This is a genomic window from Lelliottia jeotgali, assembly GCF_977070485.1.
Genome location: NZ_CDRVFO010000003.1, coordinates 436,277 through 455,785, shown reverse-complemented (window position 1 = coordinate 455,785; position 19,509 = coordinate 436,277). Strand labels below are relative to the sequence as shown.

20 protein-coding genes and 1 rRNA gene are annotated in these 19,509 nt (G+C 61.2%); 9 read left to right on the top strand and 12 right to left on the bottom strand.

Going from position 1 to position 19,509, the window contains the following annotated elements; translation table 11 throughout:
* Window positions 1–176 precede the first annotated feature (176 nt).
* Window positions 177–292: ribosomal RNA gene (rrf, locus tag ACW4TB_RS07185) — 5S ribosomal RNA — on the top strand.
* 66 nt (window positions 293–358) lie between these two features.
* Here the strand turns inward: rrf and ACW4TB_RS07180 are convergent.
* A complete protein-coding gene (locus ACW4TB_RS07180; RefSeq protein ID WP_039602450.1) occupies window positions 359–1,222 on the bottom strand; it encodes a universal stress protein in 864 nt (287 codons plus the stop codon).
* Between the two features lie 154 nt (window positions 1,223–1,376).
* Here ACW4TB_RS07180 and miaE point away from each other — a divergent pair, with 154 nt between their 5' ends.
* Entirely contained in the window at window positions 1,377–1,994 is a 618-nt protein-coding gene (gene miaE / locus ACW4TB_RS07175; protein WP_042111582.1) for a tRNA-(ms[2]io[6]A)-hydroxylase, read from the top strand.
* Between the two features lie 34 nt (window positions 1,995–2,028).
* Here miaE and ACW4TB_RS07170 read toward each other — a convergent pair whose 3' ends face one another.
* The gene (locus tag ACW4TB_RS07170) at window positions 2,029–2,349 is read right to left on the bottom strand and encodes a DUF883 family protein (RefSeq protein ID WP_012315268.1); all 321 of its coding nucleotides are present in this window, start codon (window positions 2,347–2,349) and stop codon (window positions 2,029–2,031) included.
* A gap of 126 nt (window positions 2,350–2,475) precedes the next feature.
* Here ACW4TB_RS07170 and ACW4TB_RS07165 point away from each other — a divergent pair, with 126 nt between their 5' ends.
* The gene (locus ACW4TB_RS07165; RefSeq protein ID WP_012315267.1) at window positions 2,476–2,739 is read left to right on the top strand and encodes a hypothetical protein; all 264 of its coding nucleotides are present in this window, start codon (window positions 2,476–2,478) and stop codon (window positions 2,737–2,739) included.
* A gap of 14 nt (window positions 2,740–2,753) precedes the next feature.
* Here the strand turns inward: ACW4TB_RS07165 and ACW4TB_RS07160 are convergent, their stop codons facing one another.
* Complete coding sequence (locus tag ACW4TB_RS07160; RefSeq protein ID WP_254466131.1) at window positions 2,754–3,242, bottom strand: LEA type 2 family protein; 489 nt, start codon at window positions 3,240–3,242, stop codon at window positions 2,754–2,756.
* A gap of 263 nt (window positions 3,243–3,505) precedes the next feature.
* On the opposite strand from ACW4TB_RS07160, the gene ACW4TB_RS07155 reads away from it, so the two are divergent.
* The 4 genes from ACW4TB_RS07155 (at window position 3,506) to ACW4TB_RS07140 (ending at window position 6,814) form a co-directional block, all read left to right on the top strand.
* Window positions 3,506–3,823: a hypothetical protein gene (locus ACW4TB_RS07155; protein WP_254466130.1), complete on the top strand. Its 318-nt coding sequence runs from the start codon at window positions 3,506–3,508 to the stop codon at window positions 3,821–3,823.
* Window positions 3,824–3,846: 23 nt separating this feature from the next.
* Complete coding sequence (locus tag ACW4TB_RS07150) at window positions 3,847–4,995, top strand: PQQ-dependent sugar dehydrogenase (RefSeq protein ID WP_455828232.1); 1,149 nt, start codon at window positions 3,847–3,849, stop codon at window positions 4,993–4,995.
* A 172-nt stretch (window positions 4,996–5,167) separates the two neighbouring features.
* Window positions 5,168–6,223: a cell division protein ZapE gene (gene zapE, locus ACW4TB_RS07145; RefSeq protein ID WP_455842920.1), complete on the top strand. Its 1,056-nt coding sequence runs from the start codon at window positions 5,168–5,170 to the stop codon at window positions 6,221–6,223.
* 12 nt (window positions 6,224–6,235) lie between these two features.
* Window positions 6,236–6,814, top strand: a complete 579-nt coding sequence (locus ACW4TB_RS07140; RefSeq protein WP_012315262.1) for a DinB family protein — start codon at window positions 6,236–6,238, stop codon at window positions 6,812–6,814.
* A gap of 24 nt (window positions 6,815–6,838) precedes the next feature.
* Here ACW4TB_RS07140 and ACW4TB_RS07135 read toward each other — a convergent pair whose 3' ends face one another.
* The 8 genes from ACW4TB_RS07135 to ACW4TB_RS07100 form a co-directional block, all read right to left on the bottom strand.
* Window positions 6,839–8,803, bottom strand: a complete 1,965-nt coding sequence (locus ACW4TB_RS07135) for a DNA topoisomerase III (protein ID WP_455828233.1) — start codon at window positions 8,801–8,803, stop codon at window positions 6,839–6,841.
* A 263-nt stretch (window positions 8,804–9,066) separates the two neighbouring features.
* Complete coding sequence (locus ACW4TB_RS07130; RefSeq protein ID WP_012315260.1) at window positions 9,067–9,501, bottom strand: GNAT family N-acetyltransferase; 435 nt, start codon at window positions 9,499–9,501, stop codon at window positions 9,067–9,069.
* Window positions 9,494–10,660: a ribosomal protein uL16 3-hydroxylase gene (locus ACW4TB_RS07125; RefSeq protein WP_039604938.1), complete on the bottom strand. Its 1,167-nt coding sequence runs from the start codon at window positions 10,658–10,660 to the stop codon at window positions 9,494–9,496. Before ACW4TB_RS07125 ends, ACW4TB_RS07130 begins: the two co-directional genes overlap by 8 nt.
* A gap of 81 nt (window positions 10,661–10,741) precedes the next feature.
* Complete coding sequence (purB, locus tag ACW4TB_RS07120; RefSeq protein ID WP_042111580.1) at window positions 10,742–12,112, bottom strand: adenylosuccinate lyase; 1,371 nt, start codon at window positions 12,110–12,112, stop codon at window positions 10,742–10,744.
* Between the two features lie 191 nt (window positions 12,113–12,303).
* Window positions 12,304–12,930, bottom strand: a complete 627-nt coding sequence (gene hflD / locus ACW4TB_RS07115; protein WP_012315257.1) for a high frequency lysogenization protein HflD — start codon at window positions 12,928–12,930, stop codon at window positions 12,304–12,306.
* Complete coding sequence (gene mnmA, locus ACW4TB_RS07110; RefSeq protein ID WP_012315256.1) at window positions 12,927–14,051, bottom strand: tRNA 2-thiouridine(34) synthase MnmA; 1,125 nt, start codon at window positions 14,049–14,051, stop codon at window positions 12,927–12,929. Before mnmA ends, hflD begins: the two co-directional genes overlap by 4 nt.
* A gap of 59 nt (window positions 14,052–14,110) precedes the next feature.
* Window positions 14,111–14,551, bottom strand: a complete 441-nt coding sequence (locus ACW4TB_RS07105) for an NUDIX hydrolase (protein WP_279928741.1) — start codon at window positions 14,549–14,551, stop codon at window positions 14,111–14,113.
* Between the two features lie 113 nt (window positions 14,552–14,664).
* The gene (locus ACW4TB_RS07100; RefSeq protein WP_012315254.1) at window positions 14,665–16,890 is read right to left on the bottom strand and encodes an NADP-dependent isocitrate dehydrogenase; all 2,226 of its coding nucleotides are present in this window, start codon (window positions 16,888–16,890) and stop codon (window positions 14,665–14,667) included.
* A 416-nt stretch (window positions 16,891–17,306) separates the two neighbouring features.
* Here ACW4TB_RS07100 and icd point away from each other — a divergent pair, with 416 nt between their 5' ends.
* Window positions 17,307–18,563, top strand: a complete 1,257-nt coding sequence (icd, locus tag ACW4TB_RS07095) for an NADP-dependent isocitrate dehydrogenase (protein WP_012315253.1) — start codon at window positions 17,307–17,309, stop codon at window positions 18,561–18,563.
* A gap of 72 nt (window positions 18,564–18,635) precedes the next feature.
* On the opposite strand, the gene cspD is transcribed toward icd, so the two are convergent.
* The gene (gene cspD, locus ACW4TB_RS07090; protein WP_012315252.1) at window positions 18,636–18,887 is read right to left on the bottom strand and encodes a cold shock domain-containing protein CspD; all 252 of its coding nucleotides are present in this window, start codon (window positions 18,885–18,887) and stop codon (window positions 18,636–18,638) included.
* 230 nt (window positions 18,888–19,117) lie between these two features.
* Between cspD and clpS the strand changes: the two genes are divergently transcribed.
* Window positions 19,118–19,480 (top strand): ATP-dependent Clp protease adapter ClpS, encoded by a 363-nt coding sequence (clpS, locus tag ACW4TB_RS07085; RefSeq protein WP_012315251.1) that lies wholly within the window; start codon window positions 19,118–19,120, stop codon window positions 19,478–19,480.
* The last annotated feature ends 29 nt before the right edge of the window (window positions 19,481–19,509 follow it).

Genomic DNA, 19,509 nt, shown 5'->3' with positions numbered 1-19,509 from the left:
AGGCGTTGAGCTAACCAATACTAATTGCCCGTGAGGCTTGACCATATAACACCCAAGCAATTTGCTTCTGCAGATTGTGGTGGTGAAGACGAAAGAACCGAAAGTTCGCAGCATCACAAATATCGCATATCCGAATTCGCTGGGCTGTCCATCTGGACATTCTGGCTACAGAATTTCTTGACGACCATAGAGCATTGGAACCACCTGATCCCATCCCGAACTCAGTAGTGAAACGATGCATCGCCGATGGTAGTGTGGGGTTTCCCCATGTGAGAGTAGGTCATCGTCAAGATTCATTTCGCAAAACCCCTATCTGCGCGAGCAGGTAGGGGTTTTGTCTTTTTGCCCGAAAACCTTTTTAGCCACGGGCCAGTTCAGCCAGGTGCGCGATCGCCTCTTCACTTTTAAGTACCAGCACATCACCTACTAGCGTATCGAGCACGACTTCAGAGGTATTGCCAATCAAGGCACCGGAGATCCCCGTGCGCGCGACAGTCCCAATCACCGTGACCACTGCATCGAGCTTCTGCTCAGTATGCGGTATCAGCACATCTGCAGGGCCTTCTGCGACATGCAGGCGATCTTCGCTGATATCGTATTCGGCCTGGAAAGCACTGCACGCCTCTCGGTAGCGTTTTTCGATGGTCTCACTGAGCTGGTAGACCGGATCGGATGCCGCCAGCATGGGGGAGGGGTGCGCACTGATCACGTGCAGCTCACCTTTGGCCAGGCTGGCGATGTCATAGCCATGGTCGATGATGCTGGTATGCAGCCGCCGGTGATCTTCGTCATTGTTGCCCACATCCACTGCAGCCAGAATCTTGCCTCCCGTCCAAGGCCGCTCGCTCTTGACCATCAACACCGCGCAAGGGCACTGACGCAGAAGTTTCCAGTCACTTGGCGTCAGCAATGCCTTGCGCAGGGGGTTGTCCGGCCGGTGTTCCTTGATCACTAGGTCACAACCTTCAGCCTGCTGAACGGCGATGATCGACTCGTGCAGGCTCTCCTTCCAGTTCTGTTCGTGAGAGACGTTATCGTAGCCATCGTCGTGTAGCTGACTGCCAAGCAGGCTGAGCAGTGCGCTGTGATCCTGTTTTTTGTCGCACATGAGCAGGTGCAGGCGCGCACCGGTCACCCCGGCGATCAGCTTGGCACGGGTCAACGCACGGCTATGGGCATGATCGGGGTCGAGTACCACTAGAATGCTACGGACAGCTTGCATGGGCATGAACTCCCCTCAAAAGATGGTGGCCAATGCCTGACTATAGTAGGCGAGCCTCGCGTCGCCGCTTGATGTACGTCAAGCATAGCCACTAGCGCTCATGATTGGCGCCGGTATAATCGCCCGTCCTGCCTGCTGTGTGTGGTTGTACGTTATGTCCCAGATTCCCGAAATCGATGCCTTCCTCGGTTGCAAGACTCCAGACGCCTGGATCGAAGCGGCCATCGCCGACCAGGAAACCTTGCTGATCGACCACAAGAACTGCGAGTTCAAAGCAGCCAGCACGGCGTTGAGCCTGATAGCCAAGTACAACACCCACCTGGACCTGATCAACATGATGTCGCGCCTTGCCCGAGAGGAACTGGTACATCATGAGCAGGTGTTGCGCTTGATGAAGCGCCGCGGTGTGCCTTTGCGGCCAGTGTCGGCAGGGCGCTACGCCTCTGGTTTGCGTCGCCTGGTGCGCGCTCATGAACCAGTCAAACTGGTGGATACGCTGGTGGTAGGGGCATTTATAGAAGCACGCAGTTGCGAACGCTTTGCAGCATTGGTCCCGCACCTGGATGAAGAGCTCGGCACTTTCTATCACGGCTTGCTGAAAAGCGAAGCGCGTCACTACCAGGGCTACCTGAAGCTCGCCCATCAGTATGGTGATGAAGCAGATATCGCCCAGCGGGTTCAGCGGGTGCGCGAGGCGGAAGCGGAGTTGATCTTGTCTGCGGACCAGGAACTGCGCTTCCACAGTGGTATTCCGATGGCGCAGGCCGCCTGATTTGAAGCAGCCGGCACTACGCCCGGGAAACGGTTTAGTGACGGCGGCCTAGCAGCAGGCCAATTACCAGGCCAAACCCGGCAGAAACCGCAACGGTCTGCCATGGGTGGCCGCCGATATAGTCATGGGTGGCGTCTACTACCGGTTGTGCCTTGGCGCGCACCTGCCCGGCCGCCTCTCGAGCCTGGCGAAGTTTCAGGCTGACCTGCGCGCGCAATGTGTCGGCTTCCTCACCTACCAGGGAGGCGCTGTCGTTGAGCAGCTTCTCCGATTCTTCGATCAATGCCTGCAGCTCACTGAACACCTGATCCTTGATCTGCTCGCTGTTAGCTGCAATGGCTGATTTTCGGGCCATGAACATATCCTCGTCGATAGGGGGGGTAAGCAATGGATGCCGGTGCGCCCGGAAAGTTGCGCCAGCTTAGCGATGAATCAGCACTACGGTGTAAGATAGCGGCCATTTCAACTGGCAGGTAATTTCATGAGTTTCAATCTGGCCAACAGGAGCTTCGAGGAACGGGCACAGATCGAGGCAGAAAAGGCGCGGCTGTTCGAACTGTGGCAAAACAACCTGGGCAAGGCGAAGGGCGACGCAGCCCGGCTGATTTCGGAAAAGCCGCGCCGCAAGGGCAAATGGGCCGAATGGGTACGTGCCGAACTGGACGGCATGTCGCCGCCTGAATACGCAAGCATGGTACGCAGTGAGGTCAACAAGATGATGGCCGCCGCCAGCACCAACCGTTGATGGTAAGCAGGCTGTCACCAGTACAGGTTGCTCCCTTTGGGCAGGTCAAGCTTGCCCTCATCGGTGAAGCGCACGGTGCCGAAGGGGCCACCAGCCAGTTTCCCGCGCAGTACATAAGGCATCCCTTGTAGCGAGTCGAGCTTGCTCAGACCATAGGCTTGGCGCAGGAATGCAAACGCCGTGACGCTGACCGGTACCACCACCACCGCTTCACCGTAACGGCCAATATGCCCCTGCTGGTCGCTAACACCAGAGGCCAGTGCCTGGCCATTGACCTCCAGATTCAGCGCGATGCCGTTATAGTCGACTGGGGCCTCGTTAGGATTTTGTACACGCATCTTTACCGCCATGCGCATCTCCAGTTCTTGCCCCGCCAGCGGTTCGATGCCGATCACGCTGATGTTCAGCGGGTCGCGGGCCTGGAACAAAGCGCAGGCGTGAAGCACGCCAGCCAGCAGCAAGACCAGCAATAATCGGGCGTAGCGTTGCAAAGCGGCAGTCATGGAAATGGACCTTGCCAATGGACACTGGCCTTAAGTGTGGCAAATGTAAGTCAGTGTTGAAAGCAGAGGGTCTACTTCTGGGGACGTCGCGATCGCTACCTTCGAGCATCGAAGCCCATGCCAGGCATATTCTTCAAGGCGCGCAGGGCTGCCTTAGGTTCATACTGAAACATCACGAATCGCATTCACCCTTTTTCTGCGAACCCCTCGCGCCTTAGGCTATCAAACGCATGAGGCGCGCCTTTTCGTACATGAGGTGGAGTATGAATCTTACATTGCCAGTCCTGGCCGTCGGTCTGTTGCTGGGCCTGCCTGCACAGGCGGCGCCCTTGCAGCCTTTGCTGCTTGCTGCCAGTAACAACAACCCCTACAACAGCCCGATCCAGCGCGCCAATCCCAACAGCCGCCAAGGCAGCCTGCCTGTCACGCCTGCGGTGCGCGGCCCTTCGACCCAGCCCATTCAGCGCACACCTACCCTGGACAACCGCGGCATCGGTAATGGTGACAATCTGCGCCGCCAGCAGCAGACGCCGAACCTGGAGCCCACCCGCCCACCGCGTAACACCCAGCGCGCGCCCTGAGCCTCCACTGAAAGGAATTCTGAATGATCAAAGCTACCTGGCTGACCACACTCACCGCCGCCGCGCTGGCGCCGCTGCTCGCGCACGCCGCCGCCGAGGAGCGCTTCCCCAGCGAGGAGGGGCAGGTAACCGTCAGCACCGTGACCGACGGCTTGCGCAACCCGTGGGCGCTGGCGTTCTTGCCAGGCGGCAAGGAAATGCTGGTGACTGAACGCACTGGTAACCTGCGTGTGGTCAATGCCGAAGGCAAGGTCGGCCCCCCCATAAGCGGGGTTCCCAAGGTCTGGGCCGAGGGCCAGGGCGGCCTGCTCGACGTGGTGTTGTCACCCGAGTTTGCCCAGGATCGTACCGTTTACCTGTCTTATGCCGAAGAGGGTAGTGATGGCAAAGCCGGTACTGCCGTTGGCCGTGGCCAACTGTCCGAAGATCGCGCACGCTTGGAAAACTTCGACGTGATCTTCCGCCAGCAACCGAAGCTCTCGGTGGGCAACCACTTTGGCTCGCGCTTGGTGTTCGATCGCAACGGCTACCTGTTTATTGCGCTGGGCGAGAGCAACCAGCGCCCCACGGCGCAGGACCTGGACAAGCTACAGGGAAAAATTGTGCGCATCCTGCCCGATGGTGAAGTGCCCAAAGACAACCCCTTCGTCGGTAAAAACGCTGTACGCCCTGAAATATGGTCGTTTGGCCATCGCAACCAGCAGGGGGCGGCGCTTAACCCCTGGACCGGCAAGCTCTGGACCCACGAGCATGGCCCCCGTGGCGGTGACGAGATCAATATTCCGCAGGCTGGGAAGAATTACGGTTGGCCGATCGCCACCCATGGCATCAACTACTCGCTGATGCCGATCCCTGAGGCCAAGGGCGAACATGTCGACGGTATGGTCGATCCGCATCATGTTTGGGAAAAGTCGCCAGGCATCAGCGGCATGGCTTTTTATGACAGCCCCACGTTCAAGGCCTGGGACCACAACCTGTTCATCGGCGCGCTGGCTACCCAAGAGCTGATTCGCTTGCAGCTCGATGGCGACAAGATCGTCCATGAAGAGCGCTTGCTAGGGGATTTGAAGGCGCGAATCCGCGATGTGCGGGTTGGGCCGGATGGCTACCTGTATGTGCTCGTCGATGAAAAGGATGGGTTGTTGCTGAAAGTTGGTCTGAGCGAGGGCTGAAAGCGATGCTGAGCTTTACCGACCCTGTCGCGGGCAAGCGGTCTGGCTAAAGTGCAAGAGCGATGGTGGATGTGTGGGCGCAGTCTTGCCGACGACGGGGCCCTTTCAACATAATGCTGCATGGCATTCGACCCCAAAACGCGTTATCAACAGGCCCTTGCCGATCAAGGCTATGTCCCCGACCCGGAGCAAGCCCAGGCCGTCAATGCCTTGCAAGCCTGTTTCGAGGCCCCTCGAGGGGGGTAGTCCCACTCGGGGCCTTTATCTGTGGGGGCCCGTCGGTCGCGGCAAGACCTGGCTCATGGACCTGTTCCACCGCTGCCTGAGCATTGCCGCCCGGCGTCAGCACTTCCACCATTTCATGGCATGGGTCCACCAGCGGCTGTTCCAGCTCAACGGCACTGCCGATCCGCTGCAGGCCCTTGCCCGAGAGCTGGCAGGGCAAATCCGCGTGCTGTGCTTCGATGAACTGTTTGTCAGCGACATCGCAGATGCAATCATTCTCGGCCGCCTGTTCCAGGTATTGTTCGATCATGGCGTGGTGGTGGTTGCCACCTCCAACCAGCCGCCGCATCTGCTGTACCAGGACGGTTTCAACCGCGAGCGTTTTCTGCCGGCCATAACCGCCATCGAACGGCACATGCAGGTCCTGGCGGTGGCAGGCGAGCAAGACCATCGTCTGCACCCAGGGGCGGCACACCAGCGCTACTGGGTGGCTGAAGCTGGGAGCTCAAAGGCGCTCGAGGCGGTTTTCAAGCAGCTCAGCCTCGACGACCCAGGCAGTGCGCAGCCGTTCGCAGTGGGTTCACGGCAGATCCAGGTGATCCGACGTAGCCCCCAGGCGATCTGGTGTCGCTTTGCCGACCTGTGCGAGCAGCCACTGGCAGCGATGGAATTCATGGCGCTGTGCGATCAGTTCCCGGCAATCCTGGTCGAAGGCATTCCAGCCCTGAGCGGCGAGCAGCAGGCCGGGCGTATCGCCCGAGGTACCGAGGATGGTGCCGCGCGGGTGGAGGCGGGTGATCGGCAACTGCCGGCGCTGGCTGCCAAGGATGACGCCGTACGCCGCTTCATTGCCCTGGTCGACGAATGCTACGACCGCAGGGTGGCGCTGTACCTTGAGGCGCAGGTTCCGCTTGAAGCGCTCTACACTCAAGGGTATCTGGCGTTCCCGTACCAAAGGACCCTGAGCCGGCTACGGGAGATGCAACTGCAACGCTTCGCCTGAAGGAGCCGAACCATGGAGCCGCTGTCGCATCATCTGCTGACCCAGGCCTACAACAATGGCTGGGCCAATCACCGCCTGTATAAGGCCTGTCTGCAACTGACCCAGGACGAGTTCGTCGCGCCCCGGTGCAGCTTCTTCCCATCGATCAAGGCCACCCTCAACCATTTGCTGACGGTGGACTGGTTCTACCTGCACATGCTTGAGTGCGAGCAGCGTGGCGAGGCGCCTGAGCGCGACGGTGAACGCTTCTTCGAGCCGGAGCAACCTTTTGCCACATGCACCGACCTGCACGCCGAACAGGCCCAGGCTGACCACCGGCTGATCGCCTACTGCAGTGTGCTGAGTGACGACCAGCTATCGCGCTACGTGAGCATCGTAAGGCCCGATCGTGTGCAGCGTGAACAGCGGCTGCGCTTGCTTGCCCACCTGTTCGAGCACCAGATCCATCACCGTGGGCAGGTCCATGCCATGCTCAGCGGTACAGCGGTGCGCCCGCCCCAGCTGGATGAGTTCTTCTGCGAGGAAGAGGCTGGTTTGCGGGCGCATGATTTTGCCGAGCTTGGTTGGAGCGAGGGTCGAGTCTGGAAGTGATGCCGTGCTGCAGTGGCTGGCCATTCAGTTGGGGGCCTTGCGCCGAGGCTGTCGCGGCTTGCTGGCCGTGGTCTTGGCACCGCTCGCTGCAAGCTTGCCTTTGCCCCCGTTCCTGCGCTTTTTCTTCCACGGCGCCGCCTTGCCCACCGCTGGCCCGTTTATGGTCATGCGCATGCCGCTGCAGCGCTCCACCAGCTTACCCATCCATGCCGACTGCCGCGCAACGAAGTCCTCCAGGCTCATTTCACCACTTTGCACCATATCCAGCGCCTGCTCCCAGATTGCCGTGGTACCTGGGTCGGCGATCGCGCGTGGCACGGCGTCGATCAGGCTGAAAGCGGCTGGGGTGGCGGCCAGTGCCTTGCCGTTCTTGATCAGGTAGCCGCGGTCGAGCAGGCCTTGAATGATACTGGCACGGGTCGCCTCAGTACCGATGCCGGTGGTTTCCTTGAGCTTCTGTTTCAGCCGCGGGTCGTCCACCAGCTTGGCGACGTTCTTCATGGCTTTGATCAGGTCGCCTTCGGTGAAGGGTTTGGGCGGTTGGGTCCAGAGGTCCTTCAACTGCAGGCCCTGTACGGAGCAGTCCTGACTTTCACACAATGTTGGCAGGACCTGCGCCGGCGGGGCTTCGCGACCCTTGGCCGGGGCCAGCGCTTCGGGTAATGCGCGACGCCAGCCCGGCTCCACGATCTGCTTGCCCACGGCGCGCAGGGCATGGCCTGCACAGTCGAACTCGGCCTGGGTTCGATCGTACTCGTGGTTGGGCAGGAACTGGGCCAGGTAACGGGCGCGGATCAGGGTATAGACCGCCTTGTGCTTGGCAGGCAAGCGCGACGGGTCGCTGGCGGCCGCGGTAGGGATGATGCCGTGGTGCGCGGTAACTTTGGCATCGTTCCAGGCCCGCGAGCGGCGCTGCGGCTCAAGGTGCGCTTGCAACGGCGCCAGGCTGCTATCGACGCGCTGCAATGCAGTGAGGATTGCCGGCGCTTCGCTGTGCTGGCTGACGGGCAAGTAACCGCAGTCGCTCCGTGGGTAAGTGATCAGCTTGTGGGTTTCGTACAGGGCCTGGGCAATGTCGAGGGTTTCCTGGGCGCCAAGGCCGAATTTTTTCGAGCACAGTTCCTGCAGGGTGCCGAGGTCGAAGGGCAGGGGTGCTGCCTCGCGTACGCGTTCGGTGGTCACCTTGAGCACCCGTGCGGAGCGGGCGTTCCCGATGTCTGTGGCGGCCTGTCGGGCCAGCGCCTGGTTAAGGCAGCGGCCCTGGTCGTCACAGATGCCCTCCGGTGCCCGCCATTGTGCATTGAAGGCCAGGCCGGCATGCTCGAGTTGCACCTCGATGGCCCAGAACGGTACCGGTACGAAATCGGCGATGCTGCGGTCGCGGTCCACCACCAGGCGCAGGGTGGGTGTTTGTACCCGGCCCACGGGTAGCACACCCTGATAGCCGGACTGGCGGCCCAACAGGGTGAAAAGCCTGCTCATGTTCATGCCTATGAGCCAGTCGGCGCGTGAGCGGCCGAGCGCCGAGTGATAGAGGTTGAAGGTGTCCTGCCCCGGCAACAGACGCGCAAGGGCCTTGCGCATCGAGGCATCGTCCAGTGCGGACAGCCACAGGCGCTGAATGGGGCCACGGTAGCGACAATGTTCGACCAGTTCGCGGGCGATCATTTCGCCTTCGCGGTCGGCATCGGTGGCGATTACCAGTTCTCGTGCTTCGCCGAGCAGGCGCTTGACCGCCTTGAACTGGCTGGCGGTCTTGGGCTTGACCAGCATCTTCCATTTTTCCGGGATGATCGGCAGGTCAGCGAGATTCCAGCGCTTGTAGCGTTCGTCGTAGCTGTCGGGTGGGGCGGTTTCCAACAAGTGGCCGATGCACCAGGTGACGCAGACGTCGGTGCCTTGCCAGCAGCCGTCGCCCTTGCGGTTGGCGCCAAGGATCTTGGCGATGTCTTTTGCCTGGGAGGGTTTTTCGCAGAGGAACAGGCGCATGGCCGGGACGCTTTATCGAGGGTGATAGGCACTAGGATGCGCAAGCGGGGGCGCAGAGGCAAGTTTTATCTGGATGGATGTACAGGTTTTTTATTGCATGGTTTACCCAAACAACGCAGTTGGCGTAGGAGCGGCCTTGCGTCGCGAAAGGGCTGCGAAGCAGCCCCGACGTTACAGACGGCGCTGCAGTAAGCCCGAGGGCCGCTGTGCGGCCCTTTCGCGACACAAGGCCGCTCCTGCAGGTTTAGCGCTAGTTTGAAGCTTCAGGCGATCTCGCGGGAGTCGCGGACCATGTCCACATGCGGGATGCCAGCTTCGAGGAATTCCTCGCTGACCACGCGAAAGCCCAGCCGCTCATAGAACGGCGTTGCATGCACCTGAGCACTCAGCATCTGCTGCTTGAGGTCACGGTTTTGCGCCTCAAGGATTACCGCATTGACCAGCGCGTCGCCAACCTTCAGCCCGCGCCAGTCCTTGAGCACCGAGATGCGCCCGATGGTGCCGTCCGCCAGCAGGCGGGCAGTGCCAATCGGGTAATCGCCTTCCAGCGCCAGAAAGTGCAGCGCGTCTTGGTCTTCGGAGTCGAACTCCAGCTCCGGCGGAATGTGCTGTTCGGCGACGAACACCGCTTCACGGATGCGACGGATATCGGCGTTGTCCTTCTGCCAGTCGGCGAGGCGCACACGAATCTTATTCATTGGCGAATCCCAAGCTTCCTTGTTTGATCAACTGCTGTACCAGCATAAGGCCATCTTCATCCTCCAGCCACTGTGCAAGGTTGTCGATGTGTAACGCGTCGGCGGCACAAACCAGCTTCAGCAGCTCGCGCAGTTTGGCGGGTAGCGGGCAGCTGCGGCCGCTGGCGAACAGCATCAGGTCGTCGCCAAGCTCCGACCAGGCCATGCGTGCGCTTGGGTTGCGGATCAGGATGGCGCCATCTTCGAGCGCTTCGATCAGCTCCTGCTCGTCCAGTTCTTCACCAACGACCTGCTCGGGGTAGCGCGGCTCGGTCATGAACTGGCCGAACCAGGTCAGCAGCAGATCCTTGTCGTTCATGTGCTTGTCGAGCAGGCCCTTCAGGCGGTCCAGAGCGTCGTGCTGGATCTGGTGCGGGTCGCTGGCAGGCTCGGCGTCGGCGTCGCTGTAGCGCTCCTCGTCCGGCAGGAATTGGCCGAGGAAGTCGGTGAAGTGGGTCAGTACTTCTGCGGCGCTAGGGGCGCGGAAGCCGACCGAGTAGGTCAGGCAGTCATCCACGGCTACGCCGTAGTGGGCCAGGCGCGGTGGCAGGTAGAGCATGTCGCCTGGCTCCAGGGTCCATTCGCCGCTCTGTTCGAATTCGGCGAGGATGCGCAGGTCGGCATGGTCCAGCAGCGGGCTGTCGCTGTTGCACATCTGGCCGATCTTCCAGTTGCGCTGGCCGTGGCCTTGAAGCAGGAACACGTCGTAGTTATCGAAGTGCGGGCCTACGCTGCCGCCAGGGGTGGCGAAGCTGATCATTACGTCGTCGATACGCCAGCTTGGCAGGAAGCGGAAGTGCTCCAGCAGTTCGGCCACTTCTGGTACGAACTGGTCGACGGCCTGAACCAGCAGCGTCCAGTCCTTCTCCGGCAGGTCGGCGAAGGTGTCCTCATTGAACGGACCGCGGCGCAGCTCCCACGGGTGGGCGCCGTGCTCAAGCACGATGCGCGACTCGACTTCCTCTTCCAGGGCCAGGCCGGCCAGCTCGTCGGGGTCGATCGGGCTTTCGAAGTCCGGGAATGCCTGGCGCACCAGCAGCGGCTTCTTCTGCCAGTAGTCGCGCATGAATTCGCGGGCCGAGATGCCGCCGAGCAGCTGAAGTGGAGTATCAGGATTCATGTTCAACCTATTGAAAAAACGTAATTTTCGTCCGGGAATAAAAACGCCCGGCGAGGCCGGGCGTTGAAGGCGACGCTCAGCTTAGATGCGTTTGGCCTGGGCTGCGGCGTTACCGATGTAGCTGGCAGGGGTCAATTGCTTGAGCTCGGCCTTGGCTTCGGCTGGCATGTCCAGGCCGTCGATGAAGGTAAGCAGTGCTTCTGGGGTGATGCCCTTGCCACGGGTCAGCTCTTTGAGCTTCTCGTAGGGGTTCTCAATGTTGAATCGGCGCATCACGGTCTGGATTGGCTCGGCGAGGACTTCCCAGCAGGCGTCCAGGTCGGCGGCGATGCGCGCGGCGTTGACTTCCAGCTTGCCGATGCCTTTCAGGCTGGCTTCATAGGCGATGACGCTGTGGGCGAAGCCCACACCCAGGTTGCGCAGCACGGTGGAGTCGGTCAGGTCACGCTGCCAGCGCGAGATCGGCAGCTTGCTGGCCAGGTGCTGGAACAGTGCGTTGGCGATACCCAGATTGCCTTCGGAGTTCTCGAAGTCGATCGGGTTGACCTTGTGCGGCATGGTCGACGAGCCGATCTCGCCAGCGACGGTCTTCTGCTTGAAGTAGCCCAGCGAGATGTAGCCCCAGACGTCGCGGTCGAAGTCGATGAGGATGGTGTTGAAGCGGGCGATGGCGTCGAACAGCTCGGCGATGTAGTCGTGCGGTTCGATCTGGGTGGTGTACGGGTTGAACACCAGGCCCAGTTCGTCTTCGATGAAGGCGCGGGCGTTTTCTTCCCAGTCGATCTGCGAGTAGGCCGACAGGTGGGCGTTGTAGTTGCCCACGGCACCGTTGATCTTGCCCAGCAGCGGCACGGCGGCTACCTGAGCGATCTGGCGCTCCAGGCGGTAGACGACGTTGGCCAGCTCTTTACCCAGGGTGGTCGGCGAAGCCGGCTGGCCATGGGTGCGCGACAGCATAGGCACGTCGGCGTGTGCATGGGCCAGGGCACGGATGGCCTCAGCGATCTGACGCATCAGCGGCAGCAGCACGTCGTCGCGGCCAGCACGCAGCATCAGCGCGTGGGACAGGTTGTTGATGTCCTCGCTGGTGCAGGCGAAATGTATGAATTCGCTGACCTTGGCCAGCTCAGGCAGCTGGGCAGCCTGCTCCTTGAGGAGGTATTCGATCGCCTTGACGTCATGGTTGGTGGTGCGCTCGATTTCCTTGACGCGCTCAGCGTGTTCGAGCTTGAAGTCGGTGGCCAGGCTGTCCAGCAGGGCGTTGGCTTCGGCGGAGAACGCCGGCACTTCGCCGATCTGCGGGTGGGCGGCCAGGCGCTGCAGCCAGCGCACTTCGACCAGGGCGCGGAAACGGATCAGGCCGAATTCGCTGAAAATGGGGCGCAAGGCCTGGGTTTTGCCGGCATAACGGCCGTCTACAGGGGAAACCGCAGTGAGCGAAGAAAGCTGCATGGGGTGTTCTCGGACAGTCAGGCTTTTGGAAGGGCGCATATGATACATGAAAAATGCCTGTAGGAGCGGCCTTGCGTCGCGAAAGGGCTGCGCAGCAGCCCCGGCAATCTATGCTGGGGCGGCGATTTGGGGGCCGCTGCGCAGCCCTTTCGCGACGCAAGGCCGCTCCTACCGAGGGTTCAGCGTCGCCTTCAGGAAGGTGTGCGCATCATATCGTACAGTTCATTGAGCAACTTGCGCCGGCTGAACACCAACTGCCAGCGATGCCCGCCCAGCTGGCGCCATAGGCGTGCGGCGCGGATACCTGCCAGCAGCAGGGCGCGGATCTTCGAAGCGTTGCTGGCCTGCTGCAGGAACCGCATGTCGCCATGCACCTGAATGCGCTGGCGCAGGGTGCTCAAGGTGTCCTGATACAAGGCGCCGCTGGAGGCGATGACGTTTTCGTGAACCAGGCCGAAATGGTCGGCCTGTGACTGGATCTGCGGCAGGCGGTTGCCGATGGTGTCGAGCAGGTCGCCACGCTTGTTCAACTGGCGTTCCAGGCCGAGCATCGACAGCGCATAACGCAGCGGTTCACGCTGCAGGCTGCTGGGGTCGCGCTCCAAGGCGCCGACCAGGGCGCGATAACCGTCGCGCAGGTTGAGGTCGTCGCCACCGAACACCTCCAGGGTGTCTTTGGGGTCGCGCACCAGCAGGCTGCCCAGCATACAGCCGATATCGGCCTCGCTGGCCTGCCCGGTGCGGGCGATTCGATCGACCAGCACGGCGGCCTGAAACACCCCGCCCAGTGCGATCAATTGCTCCTGCAGTTTGTTCATGCGCGCGGGCTCCACGGCTCGGCCGTCTCAATCACGCCGCCGCCCAGGCACACCTCGCCGTCGTAGAACACTACCGACTGGCCAGGGGTAACGGCGCGCTGCGGCTCGTCGAACACGGCGCGGTAGCCGCTTTCGGTCAGCGCCAGGGTGCAGCGCTGGTCGCTCTGACGGTAGCGCACCTTGGCGGTGAGCGTGCGCGGGCTGCTGAGGTCGATCGGGTTGACCCAGAAGATCTCCGAGGCGAGCAGGGCGCGGGAGAACAACCAAGGGTGTTCGTTGCCCTGGCCGACCACCAGCACATTGCGGGTCAGGTCTTTGTGCAGCACATACCACGGCTCGTCGCCGGCGTCTTTCAGGCCGCCAATACCCAAGCCCTGGCGCTGGCCAATGGTGTGGTACATCAGGCCGTGGTGGCGGCCGATGACTTCGCCTTCGGTGGTCTGTATCTCACCTGGTTGGGCCGGCAGGTACTGCTTGAGGAAGTCGCTGAAGCGGCGCTCACCGATGAAGCAGATACCGGTGGAGTCCTTTTTCTTGGCAGTGGCCAGACCGTGCTTTTCGGCGATGGCGCGAACTTCTGGCTTTTCCAGTTCGCCGACAGGGAACAGGGTGCGGGCGATTTCCTTGCCGCCGACGGCATGCAGGAAGTAGCTCTGGTCCTTGTTCGGGTCCAGGCCCTTGAGCAGCTCGGTGACCGCGCCGGTGTCGCGGCGGCGCACGTAATGGCCGGTGGCGATCAGGTCAGCCCCCAGCGACAGCGCGTAGTCGAGGAAAGCTTTGAACTTGATTTCGCGGTTGCAGAGGATGTCCGGGTTGGGTGTGCGGCCGGCCTTGTATTCTTCGAGGAAGTGCTCGAAGACGTTGTCCCAGTATTCGGCGGCAAAGTTGGCGGTGTGCAGTTTGATGCCGATGCGGTCGCACACAGCCTGGGCGTCGGCCAAGTCTTCACGGGCAGTGCAGTATTCGGTGCCGTCGTCTTCTTCCCAGTTCTTCATGAACAGACCTTCCACCTGATAGCCCTGCTCCATGAGCAGAAGGGCGGAGACGGAAGAGTCCACGCCGCCGGACATGCCGACGATGACGCGGGTCTTGGCGGGGTCTTTGAGTGCTGGGCTGGTCATGGCTACCGATGTGTATCAAGGGGGAAAAGCGCCGATTCTATCAAACCCGAGGCTGCGCGTCAGTCGCGCAGCAAGTCAAGGCTGTGCAACGGGCCTGCAAGGTAGTCATCCAGGCAGCGTGGCACCAGCTCGCTGCGCCAGCGGTCGGGGGCGGCCAACAGTTCCTCGCGGGTGAGCCAGACCGCACGGACGATGTCGCTGTCCAGGGCGAGGTCGGCGTGGTGGCGCACGGGGCGTGCGGCAAAGCAGATGCGCTGGTAGGTCACGCCGTTGCTCGGTGCGGTGTACAGGTAGATGCCGACCACGCCCGTAAGCTCGACTTCCCAGGCGGTTTCTTCCAGCGTTTCGCGCAGGGCGGCCTGGGGCAGGGTTTCGTTGGCCTCCAGGTGGCCGGCGGGCTGGTTGAACACGTGCTGGTCGGCTTTGAACTCTTCGACGAAGAGGAATTTGCCTGCGTGCTCGACGATGGTGGCGACGGTGATGTGGGGTTGCCAGGACATGGGCATTTCCTATGGTTGGCGCGGGCCGCTCCTACACAGCTGGCGCGTCTGTGCTTCAGAAAGCACAAACCCCGGTGCGTGGCCGGGGTTTGTGCTGTTACCTCAAGCGAGCCTTACAGGGCGGCAATGGCGCTGTTCAGGGTCTGGCTTGGGCGCATTACCTTGGCGGTCAGCTCGGCATCCGGCGCGTAGTAGCCACCGATGTCGGCCGGCTTGCCCTGCACGGCGTTGAGCTCGGCGACGATGGTCGCTTCGTTCTCGGCCAGGGTTTTTGCCAGCGGTGCGAAGCGCGCCTGCAGGGCGGCGTCGTCAGTCTGGGCGGCCAGCGCTTCTGCCCAGTACAGGGTCAGGTAGAAGTGGCTGCCGCGGTTGTCGATACCGCCGACTTTGCGCGAAGGCGACTTGTTGGTGTCTAGGAACTTGCCGGTGGCCTGGTCCAGGGTGTTGGCCAGGACCTTGGCGCGCGGGTTGTCGTAGGTGTTGCCCAGGTGCTCCAGGGAAGCGGCCAGGGCCAGGAATTCACCCAGCGAGTCCCAACGCAGGAAGTTTTCTTCAACCAGTTGCTGCACGTGCTTGGGTGCCGAACCGCCAGCGCCGGTTTCGAACAGGCCGCCGCCGTTCATCAGCGGCACGATCGACAGCATCTTGGCGCTGGTGCCCAGTTCCATGATCGGGAACAGGTCGGTCAGGTAGTCGCGCAGCACGTTGCCGGTCACCGAGATGGTGTCCTTGCCTTCGCGGATGCGGGCGAGCGAGAACTTGATGGCGTCGACCGGTGCCAAAACACGGATGTCCAGGCCGGCAGTGTCGTGATCCTTCAGGTACTTCTGCACCTTCTCGATCATCACGCCGTCGTGGGCGCGCGCCGGGTCCAGCCAGAACACTGCCGGGGTGTTGCTCAGGCGGGCGCGATTGACGGCCAGCTTGACCCAGTCCTGGATCGGGGCGTCTTTGGTCTGGCACATGCGGAAGATGTCACCGGCTTCGACGCTCTGCTCCAGAACGACCTTGCCCTTGCCATCGACCACGCGCACGACACCGTCGGCCTTGACCTGGAAAGTCTTGTCGTGGGAGCCGTACTCTTCGGCCTTCTGTGCCATCAGGCCTACGTTCGGTACGCTGCCCATGGTGGTCGGGTCGAACGCGCCGTTGGCCTTGCAGTCTTCAATGGTGGCTTGGTAGATGCCGGCGTAGCAGCGGTCCGGGATGATCGCCTTGGCATCCTGCAGCTCGCCAGCGGTGTTCCACATCTTGCCCGAGTCACGGATCATGGCCGGCATCGAGGCGTCGACGATCACGTCGCTCGGCACGTGCAGGTTGGTGATGCCTTTGTCGGAGTTGACCATGGCCAGGGCCGGGCGCTCGGCGTACAGGGCCTGGATGTCGGCTTCGATCTCGGCCTGCTTGTCGGCTGGCAGATCCTTGATGCGGGCATACAGGTCACCGATGCCGTTGTTGGCATTGAAGCCCACTTCGGCCAGCGCGGCAGCGTGCTTGGCCAGCACTTCGCCGTAGAAGGCTTCGACGATGACGCCGAACATGATCGGGTCCGAAACCTTCATCATGGTGGCTTTCAGGTGCACCGACAGCAGCACGCCCGAGGCCTTGGCATCGGCGATCTGCTCGGCGATGAAGGCTTTCAGTGCCTTGCGGCTCATGGTTGCGCAGTCGATGATTTCGGCGGCTTTGACGGCGGTCTTTTCTTTCAGCACGGTGGTGCTGCCGTCTTTGGCGACCAGCTCGATGCGCAGGCTGTCGTCAGCCTCGATCAGTGCGGCCTTTTCGCTGCCGTAGAAGTCGCCTTGGGTCATGTGGGCAACGTGCGACTTGGAGTCGGCGGCCCAGGCACCCATCTTGTGCGGGTGCTTGCGCGCGTAGTTCTTGACCGACAGCGGTGCGCGGCGGTCGGAGTTGCCTTCGCGCAGTACCGGGTTCACGGCGCTGCCCTTGATGCGGTCGTAACGCGCGCGGGATTCTTTTTCTTCCGCGGTGGCCGGTTCGTCGGCGTAGTCCGGGATGTTGAAGCCCTTGCCTTGCAGTTCCTTGATCGCGGCCTTGAGCTGCGGTACCGAGGCGCTGATGTTCGGCAGCTTGATGATGTTGGCTTCAGGTGTGGTAGCCAGCTGGCCCAGTTCCGCCAGGTGATCGCCTACCTGCTTCTCGGTGCCCAGTTGCTCCGGGAATGCCGCGAGGATGCGGCCAGCCAGGGAAATGTCGCGAGTTTCGACGGCGATGTCAGCCGAAGCGGTGAAAGCTTCGACGATCGGCAGCAGCGAGTAGGTGGCGAGGGCGGGGGCTTCGTCGGTGAAGGTATAGATGATCTTGGAACGGGTGGGCATGCGGGTTAACTCTCTATGTGCTGAGCGTACTCGAGTCTCGAGGTGCGCAGGGTAGGCGCTTCGCCCTGGCGACGCCATGAGCGGAAAGTCGAGAGGCTGCGAGCGGTGATGGTGGATGCATCAGTCGAGCGTCAAGTGCTGAACTGCGGTAACAGCTCAGGCTTTTTGGCCAGTTACTGGCCGAGGGCGAGCCGCATTTTCCTGGGATTCGCCCCGATGACCCTTCGGTCGCGGCGCAGTATATCAAACCAATCGGGCTATTCAGCAAGGCGAAGTGACATCGGCGCCATTTATAAGACCAAAGACGTAGCGGCAATGTGGTGTGATGTCGCAGCGCTTGCAGGTCGGCAGATGTGGTTTAGGCTCAGTGGGATCGCATGATGTCCAATCACACCCGAAAGCGGAGTAGTGCAAGCATGGGATACCAGAAAATCAAGGTTCCGACCGACGGCGCCAAGATCACCGTCAATGCAGACCATTCGCTCAATGTGCCCGACAACCCCATCATTCCCTATATCGAAGGCGACGGCATTGGTGTCGATGTCTCACCGGTAATGATCAAAGTGGTGGATGCTGCCGTGCAGAAAGCGTACGGCGGCAAGCGCAAGATCGCCTGGATGGAGGTGTATGCAGGGGAGAAGGCCACCCAGGTTTATGACCAGGACACTTGGTTGCCCCAGGAGACCCTGGATGCGGTGCGCGACTACGTCGTATCGATCAAGGGGCCGCTTACCACCCCGGTCGGCGGGGGCATCCGTTCATTGAACGTGGCACTGCGCCAGCAACTTGACCTCTATGTGTGTCTGCGGCCAGTGCTGTGGTTCGAGGGCGTGCCCAGCCCGGTCAAGAAGCCCGGCGATGTCGACATGGTGATTTTCCGCGAGAATTCCGAGGACATCTACGCCGGCATCGAATGGAAAGCCGGCTCGCCCGAGGCGAACAAGGTTATCAAGTTCCTCAAAGAGGAAATGGGCGTCACCAAGATCCGTTTCGACCAGGACTGCGGCATCGGCGTCAAGCCGGTTTCCCGAGAGGGAACCAAGCGCCTGGTACGCAAGGCCCTGCAATACGTGGTGGACAACGACCGTGAGTCGCTGACCCTGGTGCACAAGGGCAACATCATGAAGTTCACCGAAGGTGCCTTCAAGGACTGGGGTTACGAGGTGGCCAAGGATGAGTTTGGCGCCGAGCTGCTCGATGGTGGCCCATGGATGAAGTTCAAGAACCCTAAGACCGGCCGCGAGGTGATCGTCAAGGACGCCATTGCCGACGCCATGCTTCAGCAGATCCTGCTGCGCCCGGCTGAGTATGATGTGATTGCCACCCTCAACCTCAACGGCGACTACCTGTCCGATGCGCTGGCGGCGGAAGTGGGTGGGATCGGTATCGCGCCAGGCGCCAACCTGTCCGACACCGTGGCCATGTTCGAGGCCACCCACGGCACTGCGCCCAAGTATGCCGGCCAGGATAAGGTCAACCCGGGCTCGGTGATCCTCTCGGCAGAGATGATGCTGCGCCACATGGGCTGGACCGAAGCGGCCGACCTGATCATCAAAGGCACCAATGGCGCGATCGGGGCCAAAACGGTTACCTACGACTTCGAGCGGCTGATGGAAGGCGCGAAGCTGGTGGGTAGCTCAGGCTTCGGGGACGAAATGATCAAGCATATGTGAAACAATTGAAAACCGGCCGCCCCCTGTTAAGTGGGGTGGCCGGTTTTTTCGTATGCCGACGCAAAGCAGGGATCAGGCTTCAGCGGTCGATGATTGCGAGGCCCCCGTTGAGGTGCTGGCAATAGCGTTGGCGATTTCGGTCGCATGCAGGCCCTTGGGGCCCTGAACGATCTCGAAAGTCACGGCTTGTCCGGCCTTGAGGGTTTTGTAACCGTCCATCTTGATCGCCGAATAATGGGCGAACAGGTCGTCGGTTTTGCCGTCTTCATTGATGAATCCGTAGCCCTTGGCATTGTTGAACCACTTGACTTTACCGCTTGCCATCCCTATGTCCCTCTGCAAAGGACTCCATCACTGGAGTATCATCCACTTCATCCGCATACGAACCTTGCGAAAAATCTGGTTGACTGCGCGGATCTTTATCGACCACGGTGGGTTCTTATTGGTTGTAACACCGTTTTGCCGATAGTCAAGGTCGCCCCGTCTTTGCGCGGGCTGCGGCTTGAGCGGTCAACTCACAACCTTAACCTGTCGATCATGATGAAATTCTTTCCATGCATGCACGTAGCGAGATTCGACTAACATTCAATCAGGATCGCCCGCAATCGAATGAGGACGACGGCTCAGGGCTTGCGGTACAGGAAGCCAAGCCGATCCTGCAGGCGCCACCGATGTACAAGGTGGTTTTGTTCAACGATGACTACACGCCGATGGATTTCGTCGTCGAAGTGCTCGAAACGTTCTTCAGTCTGAACCGCGAGCTGGCGACCAAGATCATGCTGACCGTCCATACCGAAGGGCGGGCAGTGTGCGGATTGTTTACCCGGGACATCGCCGAAACAAAGGCCATGCAGGTCAACCAATACGCCAGGGAAAGCCAGCATCCGCTACTCTGTGAAATCGAGAAGGACGGTTAATCGCCGACCACTTGGGTATGAGGTGAAGC

What these genes read in the sequence shown, in the direction of transcription:
- ACW4TB_RS07150 (WP_455828232.1), top strand. Translation starts at nt 3,847, where the DNA reads ATGATCAAAGCTACCTGGCTGACCACACTCACCGCCGCCGCGCTGGCG.
- ACW4TB_RS07105 (WP_279928741.1), bottom strand. Translation starts at nt 14,551, where the DNA reads ATGTCCTGGCAACCCCACATCACCGTCGCCACCATCGTCGAGCACGCA.
- ACW4TB_RS07155 (WP_254466130.1), top strand. Translation starts at nt 3,506, where the DNA reads ATGAATCTTACATTGCCAGTCCTGGCCGTCGGTCTGTTGCTGGGCCTG.
- clpS (WP_012315251.1), top strand. Translation starts at nt 19,118, where the DNA reads ATGCATGCACGTAGCGAGATTCGACTAACATTCAATCAGGATCGCCCG.
- cspD (WP_012315252.1), bottom strand. Translation starts at nt 18,887, where the DNA reads ATGGCAAGCGGTAAAGTCAAGTGGTTCAACAATGCCAAGGGCTACGGA.
- zapE (WP_455842920.1), top strand. Translation starts at nt 5,168, where the DNA reads ATGTCCCCGACCCGGAGCAAGCCCAGGCCGTCAATGCCTTGCAAGCCT.
- ACW4TB_RS07140 (WP_012315262.1), top strand. Translation starts at nt 6,236, where the DNA reads ATGGAGCCGCTGTCGCATCATCTGCTGACCCAGGCCTACAACAATGGC.
- hflD (WP_012315257.1), bottom strand. Translation starts at nt 12,930, where the DNA reads ATGAACAAACTGCAGGAGCAATTGATCGCACTGGGCGGGGTGTTTCAG.
- icd (WP_012315253.1), top strand. Translation starts at nt 17,307, where the DNA reads ATGGGATACCAGAAAATCAAGGTTCCGACCGACGGCGCCAAGATCACC.
- ACW4TB_RS07180 (WP_039602450.1), bottom strand. Translation starts at nt 1,222, where the DNA reads ATGCAAGCTGTCCGTAGCATTCTAGTGGTACTCGACCCCGATCATGCC.
- miaE (WP_042111582.1), top strand. Translation starts at nt 1,377, where the DNA reads ATGTCCCAGATTCCCGAAATCGATGCCTTCCTCGGTTGCAAGACTCCA.
- ACW4TB_RS07170 (WP_012315268.1), bottom strand. Translation starts at nt 2,349, where the DNA reads ATGGCCCGAAAATCAGCCATTGCAGCTAACAGCGAGCAGATCAAGGAT.
- mnmA (WP_012315256.1), bottom strand. Translation starts at nt 14,051, where the DNA reads ATGACCAGCCCAGCACTCAAAGACCCCGCCAAGACCCGCGTCATCGTC.
- purB (WP_042111580.1), bottom strand. Translation starts at nt 12,112, where the DNA reads ATGCAGCTTTCTTCGCTCACTGCGGTTTCCCCTGTAGACGGCCGTTAT.
- ACW4TB_RS07125 (WP_039604938.1), bottom strand. Translation starts at nt 10,660, where the DNA reads ATGAATCCTGATACTCCACTTCAGCTGCTCGGCGGCATCTCGGCCCGC.
- ACW4TB_RS07100 (WP_012315254.1), bottom strand. Translation starts at nt 16,890, where the DNA reads ATGCCCACCCGTTCCAAGATCATCTATACCTTCACCGACGAAGCCCCC.
- ACW4TB_RS07130 (WP_012315260.1), bottom strand. Translation starts at nt 9,501, where the DNA reads ATGAATAAGATTCGTGTGCGCCTCGCCGACTGGCAGAAGGACAACGCC.
- ACW4TB_RS07160 (WP_254466131.1), bottom strand. Translation starts at nt 3,242, where the DNA reads ATGACTGCCGCTTTGCAACGCTACGCCCGATTATTGCTGGTCTTGCTG.
- ACW4TB_RS07165 (WP_012315267.1), top strand. Translation starts at nt 2,476, where the DNA reads ATGAGTTTCAATCTGGCCAACAGGAGCTTCGAGGAACGGGCACAGATC.
- ACW4TB_RS07135 (WP_455828233.1), bottom strand. Translation starts at nt 8,803, where the DNA reads ATGCGCCTGTTCCTCTGCGAAAAACCCTCCCAGGCAAAAGACATCGCC.